We start from the raw sequence: 14,699 nt of genomic DNA, 5'->3' as shown, positions 1-14,699 counted from the left end.
CCCGCGAGTGACCAGTGGTGAGCGGTGATCGAACCGGTCATCCCACCCCAGTCCTCACTGCAGGAACGCCTCCACGGCCCGCTGCCGGTGAGTGTCATCCCACGCACCGCCGACCCTGAAATCGTCTACGGCATCGCTGTCGTCAACCATGCCGGTCGCGTCGCCGACCACGCCGTGTTCTCGGCGTTGGGCTGGTCGCCGGGCACCAGGCTGACGGTGTCGTGCCCGGAGGATCGCCTGATCCTCATGCGCGCCTCACCGGACGGCTCGGTCGAGATGAATGCCGGCGGATTCTTCCGAGTTCCGTTCCGCAAACGCCGCCGCGTCGGACTGCTGGAAGGTGACCGGGTGCTGCTCGTGGCGCACCGCGGGCACAGGCGACTGCTGATCCATCCCCCGGCCGTGCTCGACGGGCTGATGAGCCAGAGCCGGCGAATCCTGGAAGGACCATTGTGACGATCCCGAGCACCAGCCAGCCCGCGGTCACCGCAGAAACGTTGGCCGCCGCGAGGCTGCTGCTGACCCAGATGGGCATCTCCGCAACAGATCTCATCGGCGCCACTCCCGTCGCACCGACCTTTGCCGAGGTGATTCCGCATGTGCGCGCCCGCCTGAGCGCCGGCACCGCACGCACCTACGGAACGCATCTGGACCTCCTCGAGTCCATGTGGCCGGACAGGCCGTTGAACGAGCCGACCCGACACGAGCTCGAAGACCTCGCCCGGGCGGTCAAAGCGAACGCCCGCACGAACCGGGCATCTCGGGGCGGCAACAGCGCGGTCGAGCACTACGTGTCCGCAGTGCGCCACGTCTACCGCTACGCAGAAGAAGCGGGCTGGATTCGGCCGCAGGACAATCCGGCACGACAAATCGCCATCCCCGCCCGGCAGGCATCACATCGCTACGCGATCCCGTCCGGCCAGGTCGCCGAAATCTGCCAGGTGGCTGCAACTTCCGGTGACGACCCCGAACTGGACGCGCTGATCCTGCGGTTCCATCTCGAGACCGCGTGCCGACGTGGCGGCGCTCTCGCCCTTCGCCCGCAGGACCTCGATCGCGACCAATGCCTGGTGTACCTGCGAGAGAAAGGCGGGACAGACCGCTGGCAGCCGGTGTCACCGACACTGATGCGCCACCTGCACGACCACGCCGCCGATCGCAGCGCGCCCTTCACCGGCCAGCTACTGCGGTACCACCACGGACGCCCGATCACCAGGCGCCGATACGACTACATCTGGAATCGAATCGGGCAGTCACTGCCCTGGGTCGCCACCCAAGGTGTCACCACGCACTGGCTACGCCACACCACGCTGACCTGGGTCGAAAGAACCTTCAGCTATGCGGTGGCCCAATCATTCGCCGGACACCGCGGCAAGCGCTCGGGCACAACCGATTCCTACGTCAAGTCCCAGCTGCACGAGGTCGCCGCCGCGCTCGCGGTCCTTACCGGCGAACCTCATCCCCTCGCCCGGGGTACCCAACCTCCAACACCGGAGTTGCTCGCGATCGACGCTGCACGCACCGGAACTCGGTGATGGAGGTCTGGCGCACGCGCGATTCACGTGAGCTATCTGCATCGACGCACGCGATATCGCAGCGTCCGAACCTGAACCGACGCCGCCTCGCCGAGCGGCCGACACCATCCGATCCGAATGGAGCGATATGTCTGTGCCTCTGCGAGTAGGTACGACTGCCGCGGCCAGCACAGAAGGCGCGCGTGCGGGCGGTGCGCATGCCTTCTTCTGGACCGAACTGTGCGCCGCCGCCGGAGTCAGCATCCTGGGCAACGCGACTCAAGCCGTCCTGCACACCACCTTCTTACCTGCGGTCGCGGCCGCGGTCGCCGTGATCCCGCCGCTCGCGCTGCTGGCCTCGGTCCACGGCGTCGCGCTTCTCACGCGGGCGCACCCCGTGTCATCGACCGCCCGCCGCACCGCGACCGCGCTCACCGTGGTCATCGCCGGTGCGGCGTTCTGGATGTCGTTCACGGCGTTGCGCGCGCTGGCGATCACCGCTGGCGTCCCCGTGGCCGAAGCATGGCTGTGGCCGCTCATTGTGGAAGGCAGCATGACCCAATCCACGATCGCTCTGCTGACCCTGGCACATACACACCGACCCGGCGTCAATCCGAACCCTTACATCTCCGAGCCTGACCCTCTGCCCCAGCCACGGGCGCACACAACACCCGACACCCACGCCGATCCACCGGCCCCGGCCGCCGAGCCCCCGGATCATTCCCGCGCTGACCCTGCCGCACCGACTCTCGATCTGACGGAGCTGGCCAAGATGATCTGTGACCAGGATCCAGGCGGGCGACGCGACCCGGCCACCGTGACCTCGATCCTCACGCTCCGCCATGTCGACGAGTGGAGCGCCAGCCGAATCGCGCGCGAGGTCGGGTGCAGCCGCTCTGCGGTCAGCCGGATCCTGCGCGACGCCGAACGCCTACGTGCGCACGGAACCACAGAACGTGCGCACCCCGGTGTTCGTCTGCTTCGAGACCGTGCGCATGCTGACCGCGATAGTTCGGACCTAGACGTCGGACGTGCGCACGCAGAGGAGACCCTTGTCGGATGTGCACGGGCCGAGATCGGCCGTACGCAGGCGAACCTGTCGCAGACAGATTGAGGCCGACGATGTTTCGGCCCTAGTGGATGCCGCCCGAACCTTTGTCGATGTGCCACTGAACACATCGACACTGACAGTCATCCAGTGTTCGATTAATCCACGGTTTGTCACCAAGATTCAGCTTCTCGCCCACCACACCAGCGAAACCACCTTCTTGGGGGACCAGTGAGCCTCGACCTTTCCTGCCCGCATTGCGACCGCACCGACTGGGTTCAGAGCGTTCCCGCCGCCGTGTCCGAGGGCACACACAGCGGCTACAGTACCGGCGTCCACACTGGGGTGGGCATCGGTCAGGGTGGGCTCGTTCCAGTCATCGGCACGTCCAGTCGCGAGGTCAGCCATAGTTCCGCGCTCGCGAGAAGCTTGGCGTTGGCACCTGTACTTCCAACCCCGGGCCGCCTGACGGCCTTCGCGATCCTGCTCATGCTGCCCACCGCCATGTTCTTCGCGGCAGCAGCTCTTGGGTTCCACACCGACCCACCGGAAGGCAATCCCGTCCGGGTCCTCGCGTCCTTGGCAGGCATGTTCGCCATCCCCATCGTCTGGTCGATTCCGGTAGTCGCCCTGCTGGCCGCTGCGGTCAAACGAGCCCGACGCAACGGCAGGGTCGCATCTGGTCGCGCGCGCGCCCACAGCGTCTGGCAAGGTGCGTACTACTGTCACCGTTGCGGCCTCGCCTTCTGGCCGCAGTCGATGCACCCGGGTATCCCGAGCCGAGTCGGTGTGCCCCCAGGTGAGTTCCGGTGGTACGTCTGGAACGTCGGCGGCTACGCGAAACTCTGACCAATCGGCCCAATCACGGTCCGATCGGCCTGCGAGCCGTTCTGAAACTCTGCTCGTATGACGTCCACCGGGCTACCGGGACCAGCGCCCATTCCCGGTTGGGCGGGACTACCCACTTTTTGCTCGGCCGCGCGCGCCGCGGCAGCCATGAGTTGTCGCACTTGCCTGCCGGTCAGTTCGAGTAGTTGGCCGATGCTGTCATCGGACTCCCCCTGGTCGCGTATCGCTTCGATCGCGCTCGCTTGGCGGGCACGCCACCGAGCGGCCTCGGCTTCGTGCTCGCGTTCTAGCTTTTCGATCTGTTGGCGCAGTTCACCGATGCGCTGATCACGCACCGCAAGGCTTTTGCGGATGACTCCCGCGGCGTGCAGGTAGGTCTCGACCGCGTCCATCGTCGCGGTCGCGCGGCGTTGCGCCTCGGTGCGCCGGACCTTCATCACCTGACGGACCTCGTCCAAACGCCGAACAAGTTCGGGATCTCGCTTGGAACGACGTGGCTTGCTAGCAGGCATCTCAAACTCCTGAGATCGACCCGACCAGCGGCTCTTCCACCCACGAGGATACGCCCCGCTGCCAACACCGCCAGCTAGCGCTTCAAGGCCGATCACACCCGCCACAGCGCACTTCGGCGCCGCAGGGATCGGCCCGTCGCAGTGTGTGCCTTCCAACTCTTGCCTACCACAGCATCATTGCCGAAAGACGACCCGAATGACCGACACACTCACCACGATCGAACCCCTTCTGCGCACTCTCCTTGGCGCGAAGTTCACCAAAACCCTCACAACTACTTTCGCCCAACTGGATTGGGCCGAAGACGAGATCACCCACGCTCAGGATCGTCACCGGGATGTCGCTGATGTTCTGTATCACGGGTTTTCGCTGTTGACCGCGACCCACGAACGGATGAGCGCCGAGTTCGTCTACCGTGCCCACGCAGGCGAACTGCTCGACCGGGTCGCGGCCGGGCTGTCGACGAAGCCTGGGACTGCGGTCGAGGTCGCGCTGTCGTTGATGCAGGTCAGTCTCGCGACACCGTTGAACACCACGGCGTTCGGCCTCTACCTGCGGATGTCGCGACAAGCCGGACTGCCCGACCTCGGTGAGCCGGTCAAAGGTTTCGATGAGCACTACGAGGCCATCGCCGCGAGCGGTATCGACGAGTTCGAAGCGCTCGCGCGCCGCAAGCTCGCGGTGCCGGACAGGGTGATGGCGTTGACCCTCTGCGACGGCCGCCATCACGGCGAACCCGTCGCCTGCCGCCTGGCCTGCGCACGCGCCGCCTGACCCAACCCCGCGACTTCCCCACTGCCGTTTCTCGTTCTCGTCTTTCACGCCGCACCCGGCCATCGGGGGCGGCGTTCGTCGTTTCTACGAAGGGATTTCAATCGCCATGCCTGATGTGGAACTGCCCGACCCGTGCAGGGTGTGTCGAACCCGCGATCCTGGCACCCGCTACAGCATCGACGGTGGGAGCGTCTGCGAGGACTGCGTGTACCGGTGTCCGCAGTGCTATCGGTGCGGCGCCCGCGCGATCACCCTCACCGATACCAACTGCGCGGGACGGCTGTGTTCGGAATGTATGTCCCGGCTCAATCCGTGTGTGGTGTGCGCTGATGTCACGTCGGCCGTGCAGCGGGTCGATACCGGTGGCGTGGTGTGCGAGCTCTGTGCGCGCCTGTTCGACCAGTGCTTCCAGTGCGAGCGCTTCACCCGACACAGCCGCTACGTCGTCGGTAACCAGCGCGCCTGCGCCGAGTGTGCCAGCGCGCTGCGGGCCTGCCGTGACTGCGGCACTTTGATCCGGGGCCGCGGGCAGTGTGATCGCTGCGCGGATCCGTACAAGGTGTGGAACTACTTCTACCGGCCGGATCCGATCTTCCACGGTGACGGGCCCTTGTTCCTCGGTATGGAACTCGAAGTCGTCGTCCCCGTGGACCGCTACGACGACATGGTCGCGATCGCGGTCGATGCGCTCGGCCCGCTCGGCTACCTCAAACGCGACTCTTCCATCCAGCCGGCGGGATTCGAGATCGTGTGCCACCCGATGACCTACCAGTACGCCCTGACCGGGTTCCCGTGGCAGCTGCTCGACGACCTCACCGTGATGGGTTGCCGGACCAACACCAGCGTCGGCCTGCACGTGCACGCTTCCCGCGCCGGGTTCACCGGGCCCGCGCACGTCTACCGGTGGATGAAGCTGGTCTACCGCAACCACGCCGAGGTCACTGCATTGGCGCGGCGCACCAGCCGCCGCTATGCCCCGTTCGAGCCCGGGACCCGCGCCCGAGCTAAGGACCTGGCCAAGGGCGCGCGCCACGCCCTCGGGTTGCCGCGCAACCAGGCGATCAACCCCCATCCGCGCGACACCTTGGAGCTGCGGGTCTTCGCCAGCTCCCTCGAGACTCAGCAGGTGCAGGCGGCGTTGGCGTTCACCGATGCCTCGATCCGCTACACCGCCGACCTCACCATCCCCGAAATCCGCGCTGGTGGCTGGGACTGGGACCGGTTCACCAGCTGGGCGAGCCGACGCCTCGAATACTCGCCTCTGCTCGCCGAACTCGCCGATCTGGCCCACGATCCGGAAGAGGTCGTGCTGTGTGCCTCCTGACCTTCCTCCCCGCCTCGGTCTCCCCGGACCCGCGGGCCCTGAGCCGCGGTGCCGAAGCCAACCCACACGGGCACGGATTCGCACTGATCACTGGCAACCGGGTCGTCACCGGGCACGGCATGAACGCCGAGGAGTTGATCGACACCTTCGCACGTGTCCGCGCCGCCCATCCGGCCGGGCCGGCGTTGTTTCACTCCCGCTACGCCACTCACGGCACACGCACTGTCGACAACTGTCACCCATTCCGGCTCGGCGGCGATCATCGGACGGTGCTGGCGCACAACGGGATCCTGCCCAAACGCGTCCATCCCGGCGCCTATGACTGGCGCTCCGATACCCGCATCGCCGCCGAGGACTACCTCCCCGGGATGCCGTTCGGGTCCCTCGATACCCGCCGCGGCGCCCGCGGCCTGGAATCCTGGCTCGGCTCGTCGAAACTGCTGATCTTGACCGTCGACCCCGCCTACGACCAGCAGGTGTATCTGTTCGGGGAATCGAAAGGGCAGTGGGACAACGGGATCTGGTACTCCAACACCAAGTACCTGCCCGCGTCTCAGCGCTATTCCACCCGCGAGCGGTACGTCTGCGACGGCTGCGACGACATCGACCTGCACCGGGTAGGCCGCTACTGCCGCACCTGCGGGTGGTGCTTCGCCTGCGAGGTCCGGTTCCCGCACTGCGAATGCCGCCCCAACCGGACCCGCAGCACCCGCCGACGCGCGGCTACCCGGCAGCTGGCCCTGCCCGCGCCGCGGCCACCGAGCCCCTAGCGCGACTCCCACCGGCCGTCGCCCGTTCATCTGAGCCTGCACCGTCTGGGTGCGGGCTTTCGTCGTTTCCAAGGAAGGAAACCGATGCCCACCGCCGTTCTGGACTCCTCGGCTGATCTCGTCGAGTGCGGGTCCTGTTCTGCCCGGCACGATCCCATCGAGCTGGTCGCCACCGCCGAAGACACGATGTTGTGCACGGTGTGTGTCACCGAGCTCGAACTGTGCCAGGGCTGCGACCGGCCCGCCGCCGATACCGCGCCGACCACCTCCGACACCCTCCTGTGTGGGGACTGCTTGCAGGGGTGGAGCAAATGCGAGGACTGCGACCGCTACAGCGCCTACATCGTCGCGATCATCTCCGGCGGCGACGTCTGTTCGGCTTGTTCGCTCGACTACTCCCGGTGCGAGGACTGCGGCCTACGCACCAACGACCCGTACACGATCAACAACTGGCGCGACGTGTGCTCGGACTGCCGCAGCACCTATCGCGAATGCGACCTGTGCGAAACCCTCATCCCCAGCGACGAGGACTACTGCGACGACTGCCTACGCCCCGAGCACGACTGGGTCTACGACTGCGACTACAAACCCGACCCGGACTTCCACGGCGACGGCCCGTTGTTCCTGGGCCTGGAACTCGAACTCTACTGCGAAACACGAGGATTCCGGCAGTCGGTGGAAACCGCGGATCCCCAGCTCGGTGAGCTCGGCTACCTCAAGCAGGACGGGTCGATCAGCTGCGGGTTCGAGATGGTCACTCATCCGATGAGTTTCGACTACGCGATGGCCAACTTTCCGTGGTCGCTGCTGTCACGGCTGCGGCTGCTGGGCTGCTACACCGACGAGTCCGCCGGCATCCACATCCACCTCTCGCGCGCCGGGTTCGACTCCCCCACCCACATCTACCGCTGGCTCAAACTCATCTACCGCAACGAGCCCGCCGTCACCGCGCTCGCGCGACGCCGACACACCCAGTGGGCCAGTTTCGACCCCGACATCCGCGCCATGGCCAAGCAACTAGCCCACGGCGATCACGGGTGGGGCCGCTACCACGCCGTCAACGCCCGCCCCGCCGACACCTTCGAGCTGCGCGTGTTCGCCAGCTCGCTCAAACCCCAACAGGTCCAGGCCGCGCTCGCCTTCGCCCACGCCTCGGTCGAATACACCCGCGGCCTGCGCGCCCGCGACGTCACCCGCGGCGGCTGGGACTGGTCCACCTTCACCGCCTGGGTCTCCGCACGACCCGAGTACGCGCCGCTGACCGCCGAACTGACCGCACTCACCACGACCGGCGCCTTCACCGACACCGAACAGGCCTACCCGTGTGCATCCTGACCTTCATCAAACCCGCCATCACCCCCGACTACGACGCCCTCGCCGCCGGTGCGGTCGCCAACCCACACGGGCACGGCTGGGCCATCCACGCCGACGACCGACTGATCGTCGGACACGGACTGGACCCGCGCGACACCATCACCGAATTCGCCCACGCCCGAACCGAGTTCCCGAACGGACCGGCCCTGTTCCACTCCCGATTCGCCACCCACGGCGACCGGACCACCGCGAACTGTCACCCGTTCGCGATCGGCGCGGACAAGCGCAGTGTGCTGGCCCACAACGGGATCCTGCCCGACCACGTCCACCCGCTGCGGGGCGATGAGCGCTCCGATACCCGCATCGCGGCCGAGGACTTCCTGCCCCGGACGCCGTTCGGGTCACTGGATTCGTGGATCGGACGGTCGCGGTTCGAGCGCTGGCTAGGCACCGACAAGGCCGTCATCCTCACCGTCGATCCCGCCTACAAGCAACCTGCCTACATCTTCAACGAACAGGCCGGGCACTGGCGCGACGGGTCGTGGTATTCCAATCACACCTACGAACTGGGCCGATTCCCCCAGGGCGCCTATACCACCTTCGGCGAAGTCCTCGGGTTCGACGACGGCTACTGCGAGAACTGCGGAGCCGACTTCGACAACCCCGACGGATCGCACTGCCTGTACTGCGGCTATTGCGTGCAATGCCTACACACCTTCCCGCGGTGCAGCTGCGCCTGCCTGGACGATTCCGAGCGCTACGCCGACTTCCTCGACACCGAACTCGAAACAGCATGAACCACCCACCACGGGCGCACCTTCCCGTTCCGCTCATCCGGCTCTCCGATCGCGACGGTGCCCGCGTGCACGTCAGCACCGACGGCTACTGGGTCCGCCTCCACCTCCACGACACCCTCGACGGTCAAACCCGCTGCCAGCTCATCGATCTCGACCGCACCGAAGCCGACCTGCTCGCCGCCGCTCTGGCTACCCGCCATCATCCGCGACCGGCCCGCCAGCTCACGTTGCTGCGATTTCTCAGGAGGATCCACCGCGCATGACCCAACCGCTGACTATCCCGCCGCTGCGCTACCGGCTCCGTGCCGCGATCGCCCAACTCCGCACCCCCGCAACCATACCGGCCAGCCCGGCACTCGCGGTGCCGACAGTGATCACTGCCGAACTGCACGCCGCGCGCCGCCACGGCGACCGCATCACCGTGCGCACCCGCGGCGGCCACACGCTGCCCACCGCGACGGTCACCACCCTGGGTTCTCGGTACACGGTGCTGACCACCGAACCCGGTGGCCGGGTAATCCTGCCGCTGCGGTTCATCGAATCCGTCCAACGCCACTCGCGCGCGGTGAGCGAGGGACCGGCGTGACCATGCCGACGAGCCTCGCCGCCGACGACCGCCCCGACCCGAGCCGTTGGACCGCACGCGTGCATCCGGTGCTGGCCGCGACCGAGGTCGTGATCGTGGGCTGGCACAGTGCCTTCGCCAGCCCACCTGCCGCTGGCACGAAGTTCGCCGTCTTCCCCGAAACCATGGGCATCGACTTCGGGCGCCGCCCGGTGATGGGGTTGGTGCGCGTCGAACACGCCGCCCTCACCCACACGATGCGCGACGGTATCGCGATTCCGCAGTGGGTGCCCGACCCGTTCAGGACCGGGCTCGACGCGGTCTCGTGGCGGGTGATGCCGGCCGAGCCCGACGGGGAGAGCTGGGTGATCGCCGGTGGCGCGTGGACCTACAGCGGCCACGACGCCGTCCTGCCCGCCACCGTCGTCGACGCGGCCCTGTCCCCGCCACCGCTGGTGCGGGTGTACGGACACAACCCGCACACCGGCGACGAATGGATCGCGACTTCGTGATCGCCGACGCCAAGCAACTCAATGCCTGGCTGCGCGCGCAGATGCCTGCTCTCGACGAGTCCCGGTATCTGCCGTGGAACAGCGGCACCCCGACTGTCACCTCGCTGGTGACGCTGATCCACCTGCGCGTGCAGACCCCATCCACCCCGGACCGGACCACCACCGTGGTCCTGGTCGCCCACCCCTGCCCCGCTGACACCGAACCCGGTGCCGAGCCCGCAGATTCGAGGACCATTTGCATGTCACACCCCACTCCCCCGCATCCCGGCCGGGCGCGGCCGAGCGTGTTCCGATCCCCGCGCGCCTGGCGCACGCGCCGGTCTCGGCCGGACTCGTAGTCCCCCACATCACCCTCGCCCACCGGGACCGGACCCGTCCGGTGTGGGGCAGCATCGACCCGCACCGCCTCGGCGAAGTGCTGCACCACAAACGATGTCAGGTGTGCGGGGAACCGCTCGACCAGACGCTGGTATTGATGATCCGCCCGTCGGACTACCTGCGCGGCGTCGCGGTCGAGCCCGGTTTGCACCCCGAGTGTGCCTGGTACAGCCGTCGCGCGTGTGTGATGCTGGCCGGGCACGTCGACCGCTACAACCCCGCCGGCAACACCCCACTCAACCGGTGTAACGATCCGCTGTGTCGGTGCCGGTTCTGGGCGCCGACCGAGGACGCCGTGCCGGGTCGGGAGGGCAAACCAGCCGAAGCCTGGTACGAGGCATGGCTCCGGCTCGACGACTACGACGTCTTCACCGTCCCGGCCGACGAGTCCGGGCCCGCGGCCACCGGCATCGCGCTTCGCGGGGTGCCGTTCCTGCGGCTGCGCAAGGTCCGCGACCCGGCACCGAACTCCGACGATTCCCAGCCGATGGACTTACTCGCCGCGTTCATCGCCGCCCGAAAGCTGTGGGAAACCCTCGACTCCACCGACGACTCCGAAGCCAACCCCTGACTGCCGACCACTCCGGTGTTCCCGCATCACCGAATGCCGCACCCTTTGCTCGACACGAGCGCCCGTAGTGACGCGTGCTCACCGTATCCACATGTTGTGGATACGGCTGTGGACAACCACAACAGAGGCCGTCACACAGCCTGAGCGTGCCATGCAGCCGCAGCCTCGGTCCCGACCTGGAGAGGACTCCATCGACCATGGATCCGTACAGTTCCGCCGCCGAGCGCGCCCGACGGTTGGCGTGGGCGATCCTGGCCCGCGCCGCCCTCACCCACCGCGGCACGGTGGCGGTGCTGCTCGCGGCCCATGGACCCGTCGGCGCCGCCGACATCCTCGCCCACGCCACACCCGGTCTGACGGTGCGTGCCGGAGCCGACGTCTGCGACGCGAACAGGATCGGTCCAGGTTGGTCACCCCCGAGGACCCCGAGTGGCCCCGCCGACTCACCGAGTTCGACGACCCCGACACCGATCGCTTCGGGCCGGTGGCGTTGTGGGCGCGCGGAGCCGGATGCCTCAACACCGTCGGTGAGCGCAGCGTGGCGGTCGTCGGGGCGCGGGCCTGTACCGAGCACGGATACGCCGCCACCTGCGAGCTCACCACCACCGCGGCCGGGCAGGGGTGGACGATCGTGACCGGCGGCGCCTACGGCATCGACACCACAGCGCTCGAGGCCACCCTCGCCGTGGACGGGTCTGCGGTCGCGGTCACCGCCAGCGGCTTGAGTCACGCCTATCCCGCCACCAATCGCGACCTGTTCGAGCAGGCCACCCGGCGAGGGCTGCTGGTCTCGGAATACCCGCCGTTCGACTGTCCGACCCGTGATCGGTTTCTGCACCGCAACACAGGGTCATCGCCGCCCTCGGTCGGGCGGGGATGGTGGTGCCCGAGGCCGGGATCCGCAGCGGCACCCTCAACGCCGTCAGCCGGGCCCACCGACTCGACCGACCCGTGTTCACCCTCCCGACCCCGACACCGACCGCCCCCGCGTGGACCGGTTGCGCGGCCATGGTCGACGACGGACGCGCCCGCCTGGCCACCGACACCAGGCAACTGCGGGCCGCACTCGCGGCCGAGCACTGAATCCGTCACCGACAGAAAGGGATCGACCGATGAGCGTACGGATGGGCAGTTTCGAGCTGTTCTTCCCGCTGGGGCAGGTCAGCGTGATCGCCGAGCACGCGATGGCCGCGACCGAGCATTCCTGGCCCGACTGGGCCAGCGACAAATCCGACCCGGTTCCGCCGGCGTTGGTGTGGGCCAAGGACCAGGGCACCTACCTACTGTCCAACGGCGGGCCACGCCTGCTGGCCGACCCCGCCGACCCCGAAGGCTCCTCACAGGTGGTGTACGCGGCCGGCTACGACAGCTACTTCGACTTCTCCGCCACCGCGGTCGGCGGCGACGACTTCGCCGAATACATCTCCCTCACCGAAGACCACGAAGGCACCACGTTGATCGACATGATCCGCCACCACGCCGCTGTCGGCGGCATCCTCATCGTGTCCGTGTATCCAGACGGCTTCTACGGCATCGAGTTCAGCTCAGCCGCTCCATCATTGGACCGATAGCCACCCGACGGGCCCACCGCTTCAGATGTGGCAGTCGTCTCGGCTTCCTGCACGGTGGCGACACGCGCAGCACCGGCCGATTCACGCCGGTCAACGACGGACGCCGCCTTCGCGGGGCCTAACCGCGAAGAACCTCTGCCGGCCGTGGATCGTCAGGCTGCAACCGGGGCCATTCCAGACAGACCATGGCGATGAGGGCCTCGGAGCAGCTGCGGGCGAGGGCGACCTCCATCCGGCAGATCTGCCGGATGCACCGCCCACTTGATCAGCGACTCCACGGGATGACCCGGATCGTACGGGCATACAGTTCCTCTGCCACACCGGATTCCAGCGGGACCCGTCGAAGCCAGGTCTATCCGCGTGACCCGAGGATCGGGCGGATCCGGTCCAGACCGGCAGGCGCATCGGTGATCGTGATCGTGCAACGGACCCGACACAGCCATCGGCGCACCGCGAACCGCACAGATGCCTGCACTGGGATCGGCCTCTCGAACACATCCCCCACCAAGGAGGAAGAATACGTGGCCCGCCTGGAATCCAGCCAGCTCTAGGACACACCTGTCGCGGGCTCGTCCTCGAGCGCAGACCGGCAGCCAGCGGTTCGTCACCTGCCCCAGTCATCATCAGGCAACTCTTGGTGCTCGGCCACCACGCCGCTCTCGGTGCCATCCTGACCGTGTCCGTGTATCCGGACGGCTTCTACGGCGTCGTAGTTCAGCTTGGCCGCCTCACCATTGGACCGATTGTCCTCCAGCGCGTCCGAATCGATACAAACAGCTCCGGCGGTCGCGCGGCGAATCCAGCTGCGGCGGAGTAGATTCCCGACTCGTCGGATCCGGATGAGCCGGTCAGGGCGGGATTCGACATCGCCGACGTGCAGGCCTCTGTCGGGATGCATGCTCCGCACACGTCCTGGTCGGCCGAACCCGCCCCGTCAGGCCCCGGCCGACCGGGACCATCTTCACGGCCGGCGGTGAAAGTGCAACGCACTGCCCGACACCGCAGTGAAACCGAGCGCTTCGAAGAACCGTCGTCGGCCCCACCGCCCCTGGGGATCGGTGTCGAGCACCACCGTCACCTCATCGGCACCCGCCGCCTGGGCTCGTTCGATGAACCCGTGTACAAGTGCCGACCCGACACCGCATCGAGGTTGCAGGAGTCCGACCAACGCGAGATGGCCGGTATATGGGTTGCCGGCGAGGAACCCTTCAGTCTGACCTTCGCGGTGGGCGAGCAGCCGGATCGAGTCCGGTTCACCGATGCCGGTCACCCGCGTCGGTGCGGCGAAGACACTGTCACGTAGCCGGTGGAGCTCGTCGAGGGATGCCAGCAAGCGCGGGAGCACCGCGTGCTCACCATCGATCTGCTCGACCTCGATCCCGTCCACATTGCCCACGCTGCCACACCGGTACGGCCGTACAGAAATACCCGGTGAGCCGAGCTGCCGACCGCCTCGCGCATCCCGCCGTACCGCAGCGCACGGGCCAACCGCTACTCCGCCGGGCTGAGCGCGTGCGCGGGGCACCACTGGTGTAGCTGGAGTTGCCCGTGCCCGTTGCCGGTCACCAGGGTGAAGGTGCACAGGCCCATCCAGGTTCCATCGGCGAGCAAGACCCAGGCATATAGCCATCCGGGAACGTTGTCGGCGAGCCGGAGCCCGCCCAGCTTCACCCGCATCGCCAACTTGTCCTGACGGAAGTGTTTGGGCTTGGTCGCGATCGCCAAATGGGCGGCGACCATCACCTTCTGTGGCGGGTCAATGATCCGCCATGGCGAGGGAGTGAAGGTCACCGGCCAGTTTTCGAACACACCGGCGAACCTACATGGATCGAATATATGTTCGATAACACGTAGGGTGCCCCTATGCCAGAGATGCCTCGCCCCGCTGCGACAGCGGCGACGCTGGCCATGGTCCGCCGCCAGCTTCTCGACACCGCTGCGTTCGGCAATCCCCTTCTGCCCGACCAGCTCGAATACCTCGCGGCACGGATCACAGAAGTGCTGCGCGGCTACGCCACCACCGATACCCGGATCCATCCGCGCCTGCGCCGACCGCTGCAACCGCATTCAGCCTGGACTGTGTGCCCCTACTTCCACGGTCCAAGGCCACACCCCGAGCATCCGACCTCGTAGCGGCGAGTACGGATGCTGGCCGCATATGGTGCCGCTGGCCGGGTCTGTCGGCAACCAGGCAAGCCTGGC

General features: G+C 67.3%; 21 protein-coding genes and 1 pseudogene. 18 read left to right on the top strand and 4 right to left on the bottom strand.

Going from position 1 to position 14,699, the window contains the following annotated elements:
- The first annotated feature begins 24 nt into the window (after positions 1-24).
- From ACWF9G_RS27345 to ACWF9G_RS27330, 4 genes are all read left to right on the top strand, one after another.
- Positions 25-456 (top strand): hypothetical protein, encoded by a 432-nt coding sequence (locus tag ACWF9G_RS27345; RefSeq protein WP_452518790.1) that lies wholly within the window; start codon positions 25-27, stop codon positions 454-456.
- Complete coding sequence (locus ACWF9G_RS27340) at positions 453-1,535, top strand: tyrosine-type recombinase/integrase (protein ID WP_452518789.1); 1,083 nt, start codon at positions 453-455, stop codon at positions 1,533-1,535. The genes ACWF9G_RS27345 and ACWF9G_RS27340 overlap by 4 nt, the downstream gene beginning before the upstream one ends.
- Before the next feature lie 127 nt (positions 1,536-1,662).
- Positions 1,663-2,628: a DUF2637 domain-containing protein gene (locus tag ACWF9G_RS27335; protein ID WP_452518787.1), complete on the top strand. Its 966-nt coding sequence runs from the start codon at positions 1,663-1,665 to the stop codon at positions 2,626-2,628.
- A 165-nt stretch (positions 2,629-2,793) separates the two neighbouring features.
- Entirely contained in the window at positions 2,794-3,411 is a 618-nt protein-coding gene (locus tag ACWF9G_RS27330; RefSeq protein ID WP_452518785.1) for a hypothetical protein, read from the top strand.
- On the opposite strand, the gene ACWF9G_RS27325 is transcribed toward ACWF9G_RS27330, so the two are convergent.
- Positions 3,396-3,923: a hypothetical protein gene (locus ACWF9G_RS27325; protein ID WP_452518783.1), complete on the bottom strand. Its 528-nt coding sequence runs from the start codon at positions 3,921-3,923 to the stop codon at positions 3,396-3,398. The two genes, ACWF9G_RS27330 and ACWF9G_RS27325, sit on opposite strands and share 16 nt — an antisense overlap.
- Before the next feature lie 196 nt (positions 3,924-4,119).
- On the opposite strand from ACWF9G_RS27325, the gene ACWF9G_RS27320 reads away from it, so the two are divergent.
- From ACWF9G_RS27320 to ACWF9G_RS27260, 13 genes and pseudogenes are all read left to right on the top strand, one after another.
- Positions 4,120-4,695 carry a hypothetical protein gene (locus tag ACWF9G_RS27320; RefSeq protein WP_452518781.1) on the top strand — a complete coding sequence of 192 codons (576 nt, stop codon included), beginning with the start codon at positions 4,120-4,122 and terminating at the stop codon, positions 4,693-4,695.
- Positions 4,696-4,801: 106 nt separating this feature from the next.
- Positions 4,802-6,019, top strand: a complete 1,218-nt coding sequence (locus ACWF9G_RS27315; protein WP_452518780.1) for a hypothetical protein — start codon at positions 4,802-4,804, stop codon at positions 6,017-6,019.
- Positions 6,007-6,789, top strand: a complete 783-nt coding sequence (locus ACWF9G_RS27310; protein ID WP_452518778.1) for a hypothetical protein — start codon at positions 6,007-6,009, stop codon at positions 6,787-6,789. The genes ACWF9G_RS27315 and ACWF9G_RS27310 overlap by 13 nt, the downstream gene beginning before the upstream one ends.
- Before the next feature lie 84 nt (positions 6,790-6,873).
- Positions 6,874-8,124, top strand: coding sequence for a hypothetical protein (locus ACWF9G_RS27305; protein ID WP_452518777.1), 1,251 nt, complete (start codon positions 6,874-6,876; stop codon positions 8,122-8,124).
- Positions 8,112-8,900 (top strand): class II glutamine amidotransferase, encoded by a 789-nt coding sequence (locus ACWF9G_RS27300; protein WP_452518775.1) that lies wholly within the window; start codon positions 8,112-8,114, stop codon positions 8,898-8,900. Before ACWF9G_RS27305 ends, ACWF9G_RS27300 begins: the two co-directional genes overlap by 13 nt.
- The gene (locus ACWF9G_RS27295; protein WP_452518774.1) at positions 8,897-9,163 is read left to right on the top strand and encodes a hypothetical protein; all 267 of its coding nucleotides are present in this window, start codon (positions 8,897-8,899) and stop codon (positions 9,161-9,163) included. Before ACWF9G_RS27300 ends, ACWF9G_RS27295 begins: the two co-directional genes overlap by 4 nt.
- Positions 9,160-9,486, top strand: a complete 327-nt coding sequence (locus tag ACWF9G_RS27290; RefSeq protein ID WP_452518773.1) for a hypothetical protein — start codon at positions 9,160-9,162, stop codon at positions 9,484-9,486. Before ACWF9G_RS27295 ends, ACWF9G_RS27290 begins: the two co-directional genes overlap by 4 nt.
- The gene (locus tag ACWF9G_RS27285; RefSeq protein WP_452518771.1) at positions 9,483-9,977 is read left to right on the top strand and encodes a hypothetical protein; all 495 of its coding nucleotides are present in this window, start codon (positions 9,483-9,485) and stop codon (positions 9,975-9,977) included. Before ACWF9G_RS27290 ends, ACWF9G_RS27285 begins: the two co-directional genes overlap by 4 nt.
- Positions 9,959-10,315, top strand: a complete 357-nt coding sequence (locus ACWF9G_RS27280; RefSeq protein WP_452518770.1) for a hypothetical protein — start codon at positions 9,959-9,961, stop codon at positions 10,313-10,315. Before ACWF9G_RS27285 ends, ACWF9G_RS27280 begins: the two co-directional genes overlap by 19 nt.
- Before the next feature lie 137 nt (positions 10,316-10,452).
- Positions 10,453-10,926, top strand: coding sequence for a hypothetical protein (locus tag ACWF9G_RS27275; protein ID WP_452518768.1), 474 nt, complete (start codon positions 10,453-10,455; stop codon positions 10,924-10,926).
- Between the two features lie 91 nt (positions 10,927-11,017).
- Positions 11,018-11,758, top strand: a pseudogene (locus tag ACWF9G_RS27270) (DNA-processing protein DprA); the annotation flags it as partial.
- A 20-nt stretch (positions 11,759-11,778) separates the two neighbouring features.
- Positions 11,779-12,009: a DNA-processing protein DprA gene (locus tag ACWF9G_RS27265; protein WP_452518797.1), complete on the top strand. Its 231-nt coding sequence runs from the start codon at positions 11,779-11,781 to the stop codon at positions 12,007-12,009.
- Between the two features lie 29 nt (positions 12,010-12,038).
- Positions 12,039-12,497, top strand: coding sequence for a DUF3085 domain-containing protein (locus ACWF9G_RS27260; RefSeq protein ID WP_452518766.1), 459 nt, complete (start codon positions 12,039-12,041; stop codon positions 12,495-12,497).
- A gap of 604 nt (positions 12,498-13,101) precedes the next feature.
- Here the strand turns inward: ACWF9G_RS27260 and ACWF9G_RS27255 are convergent.
- From ACWF9G_RS27255 to ACWF9G_RS27245, 3 genes are all read right to left on the bottom strand, one after another.
- On the bottom strand, positions 13,102-13,395 hold the full coding sequence (locus ACWF9G_RS27255) for a hypothetical protein (RefSeq protein WP_452518765.1): 294 nt from the start codon (positions 13,393-13,395) through the stop codon (positions 13,102-13,104).
- A 63-nt stretch (positions 13,396-13,458) separates the two neighbouring features.
- Positions 13,459-13,884: a hypothetical protein gene (locus tag ACWF9G_RS27250; RefSeq protein WP_452518764.1), complete on the bottom strand. Its 426-nt coding sequence runs from the start codon at positions 13,882-13,884 to the stop codon at positions 13,459-13,461.
- A 104-nt stretch (positions 13,885-13,988) separates the two neighbouring features.
- Complete coding sequence (locus ACWF9G_RS27245; RefSeq protein ID WP_452518763.1) at positions 13,989-14,306, bottom strand: hypothetical protein; 318 nt, start codon at positions 14,304-14,306, stop codon at positions 13,989-13,991.
- Positions 14,307-14,360: 54 nt separating this feature from the next.
- Between ACWF9G_RS27245 and ACWF9G_RS27240 the strand changes: the two genes are divergently transcribed.
- Entirely contained in the window at positions 14,361-14,630 is a 270-nt protein-coding gene (locus ACWF9G_RS27240) for a DUF6374 family protein (RefSeq protein ID WP_452518761.1), read from the top strand.
- Positions 14,631-14,699 lie beyond the last annotated feature (69 nt).

The sequence above is a fragment of the Nocardia sp. NPDC055029 genome (assembly GCF_053608525.1).
The sequence above is the reverse complement of the archived record's forward strand: the minus strand, read 5'-3'. Positions and strand labels throughout refer to the sequence as shown.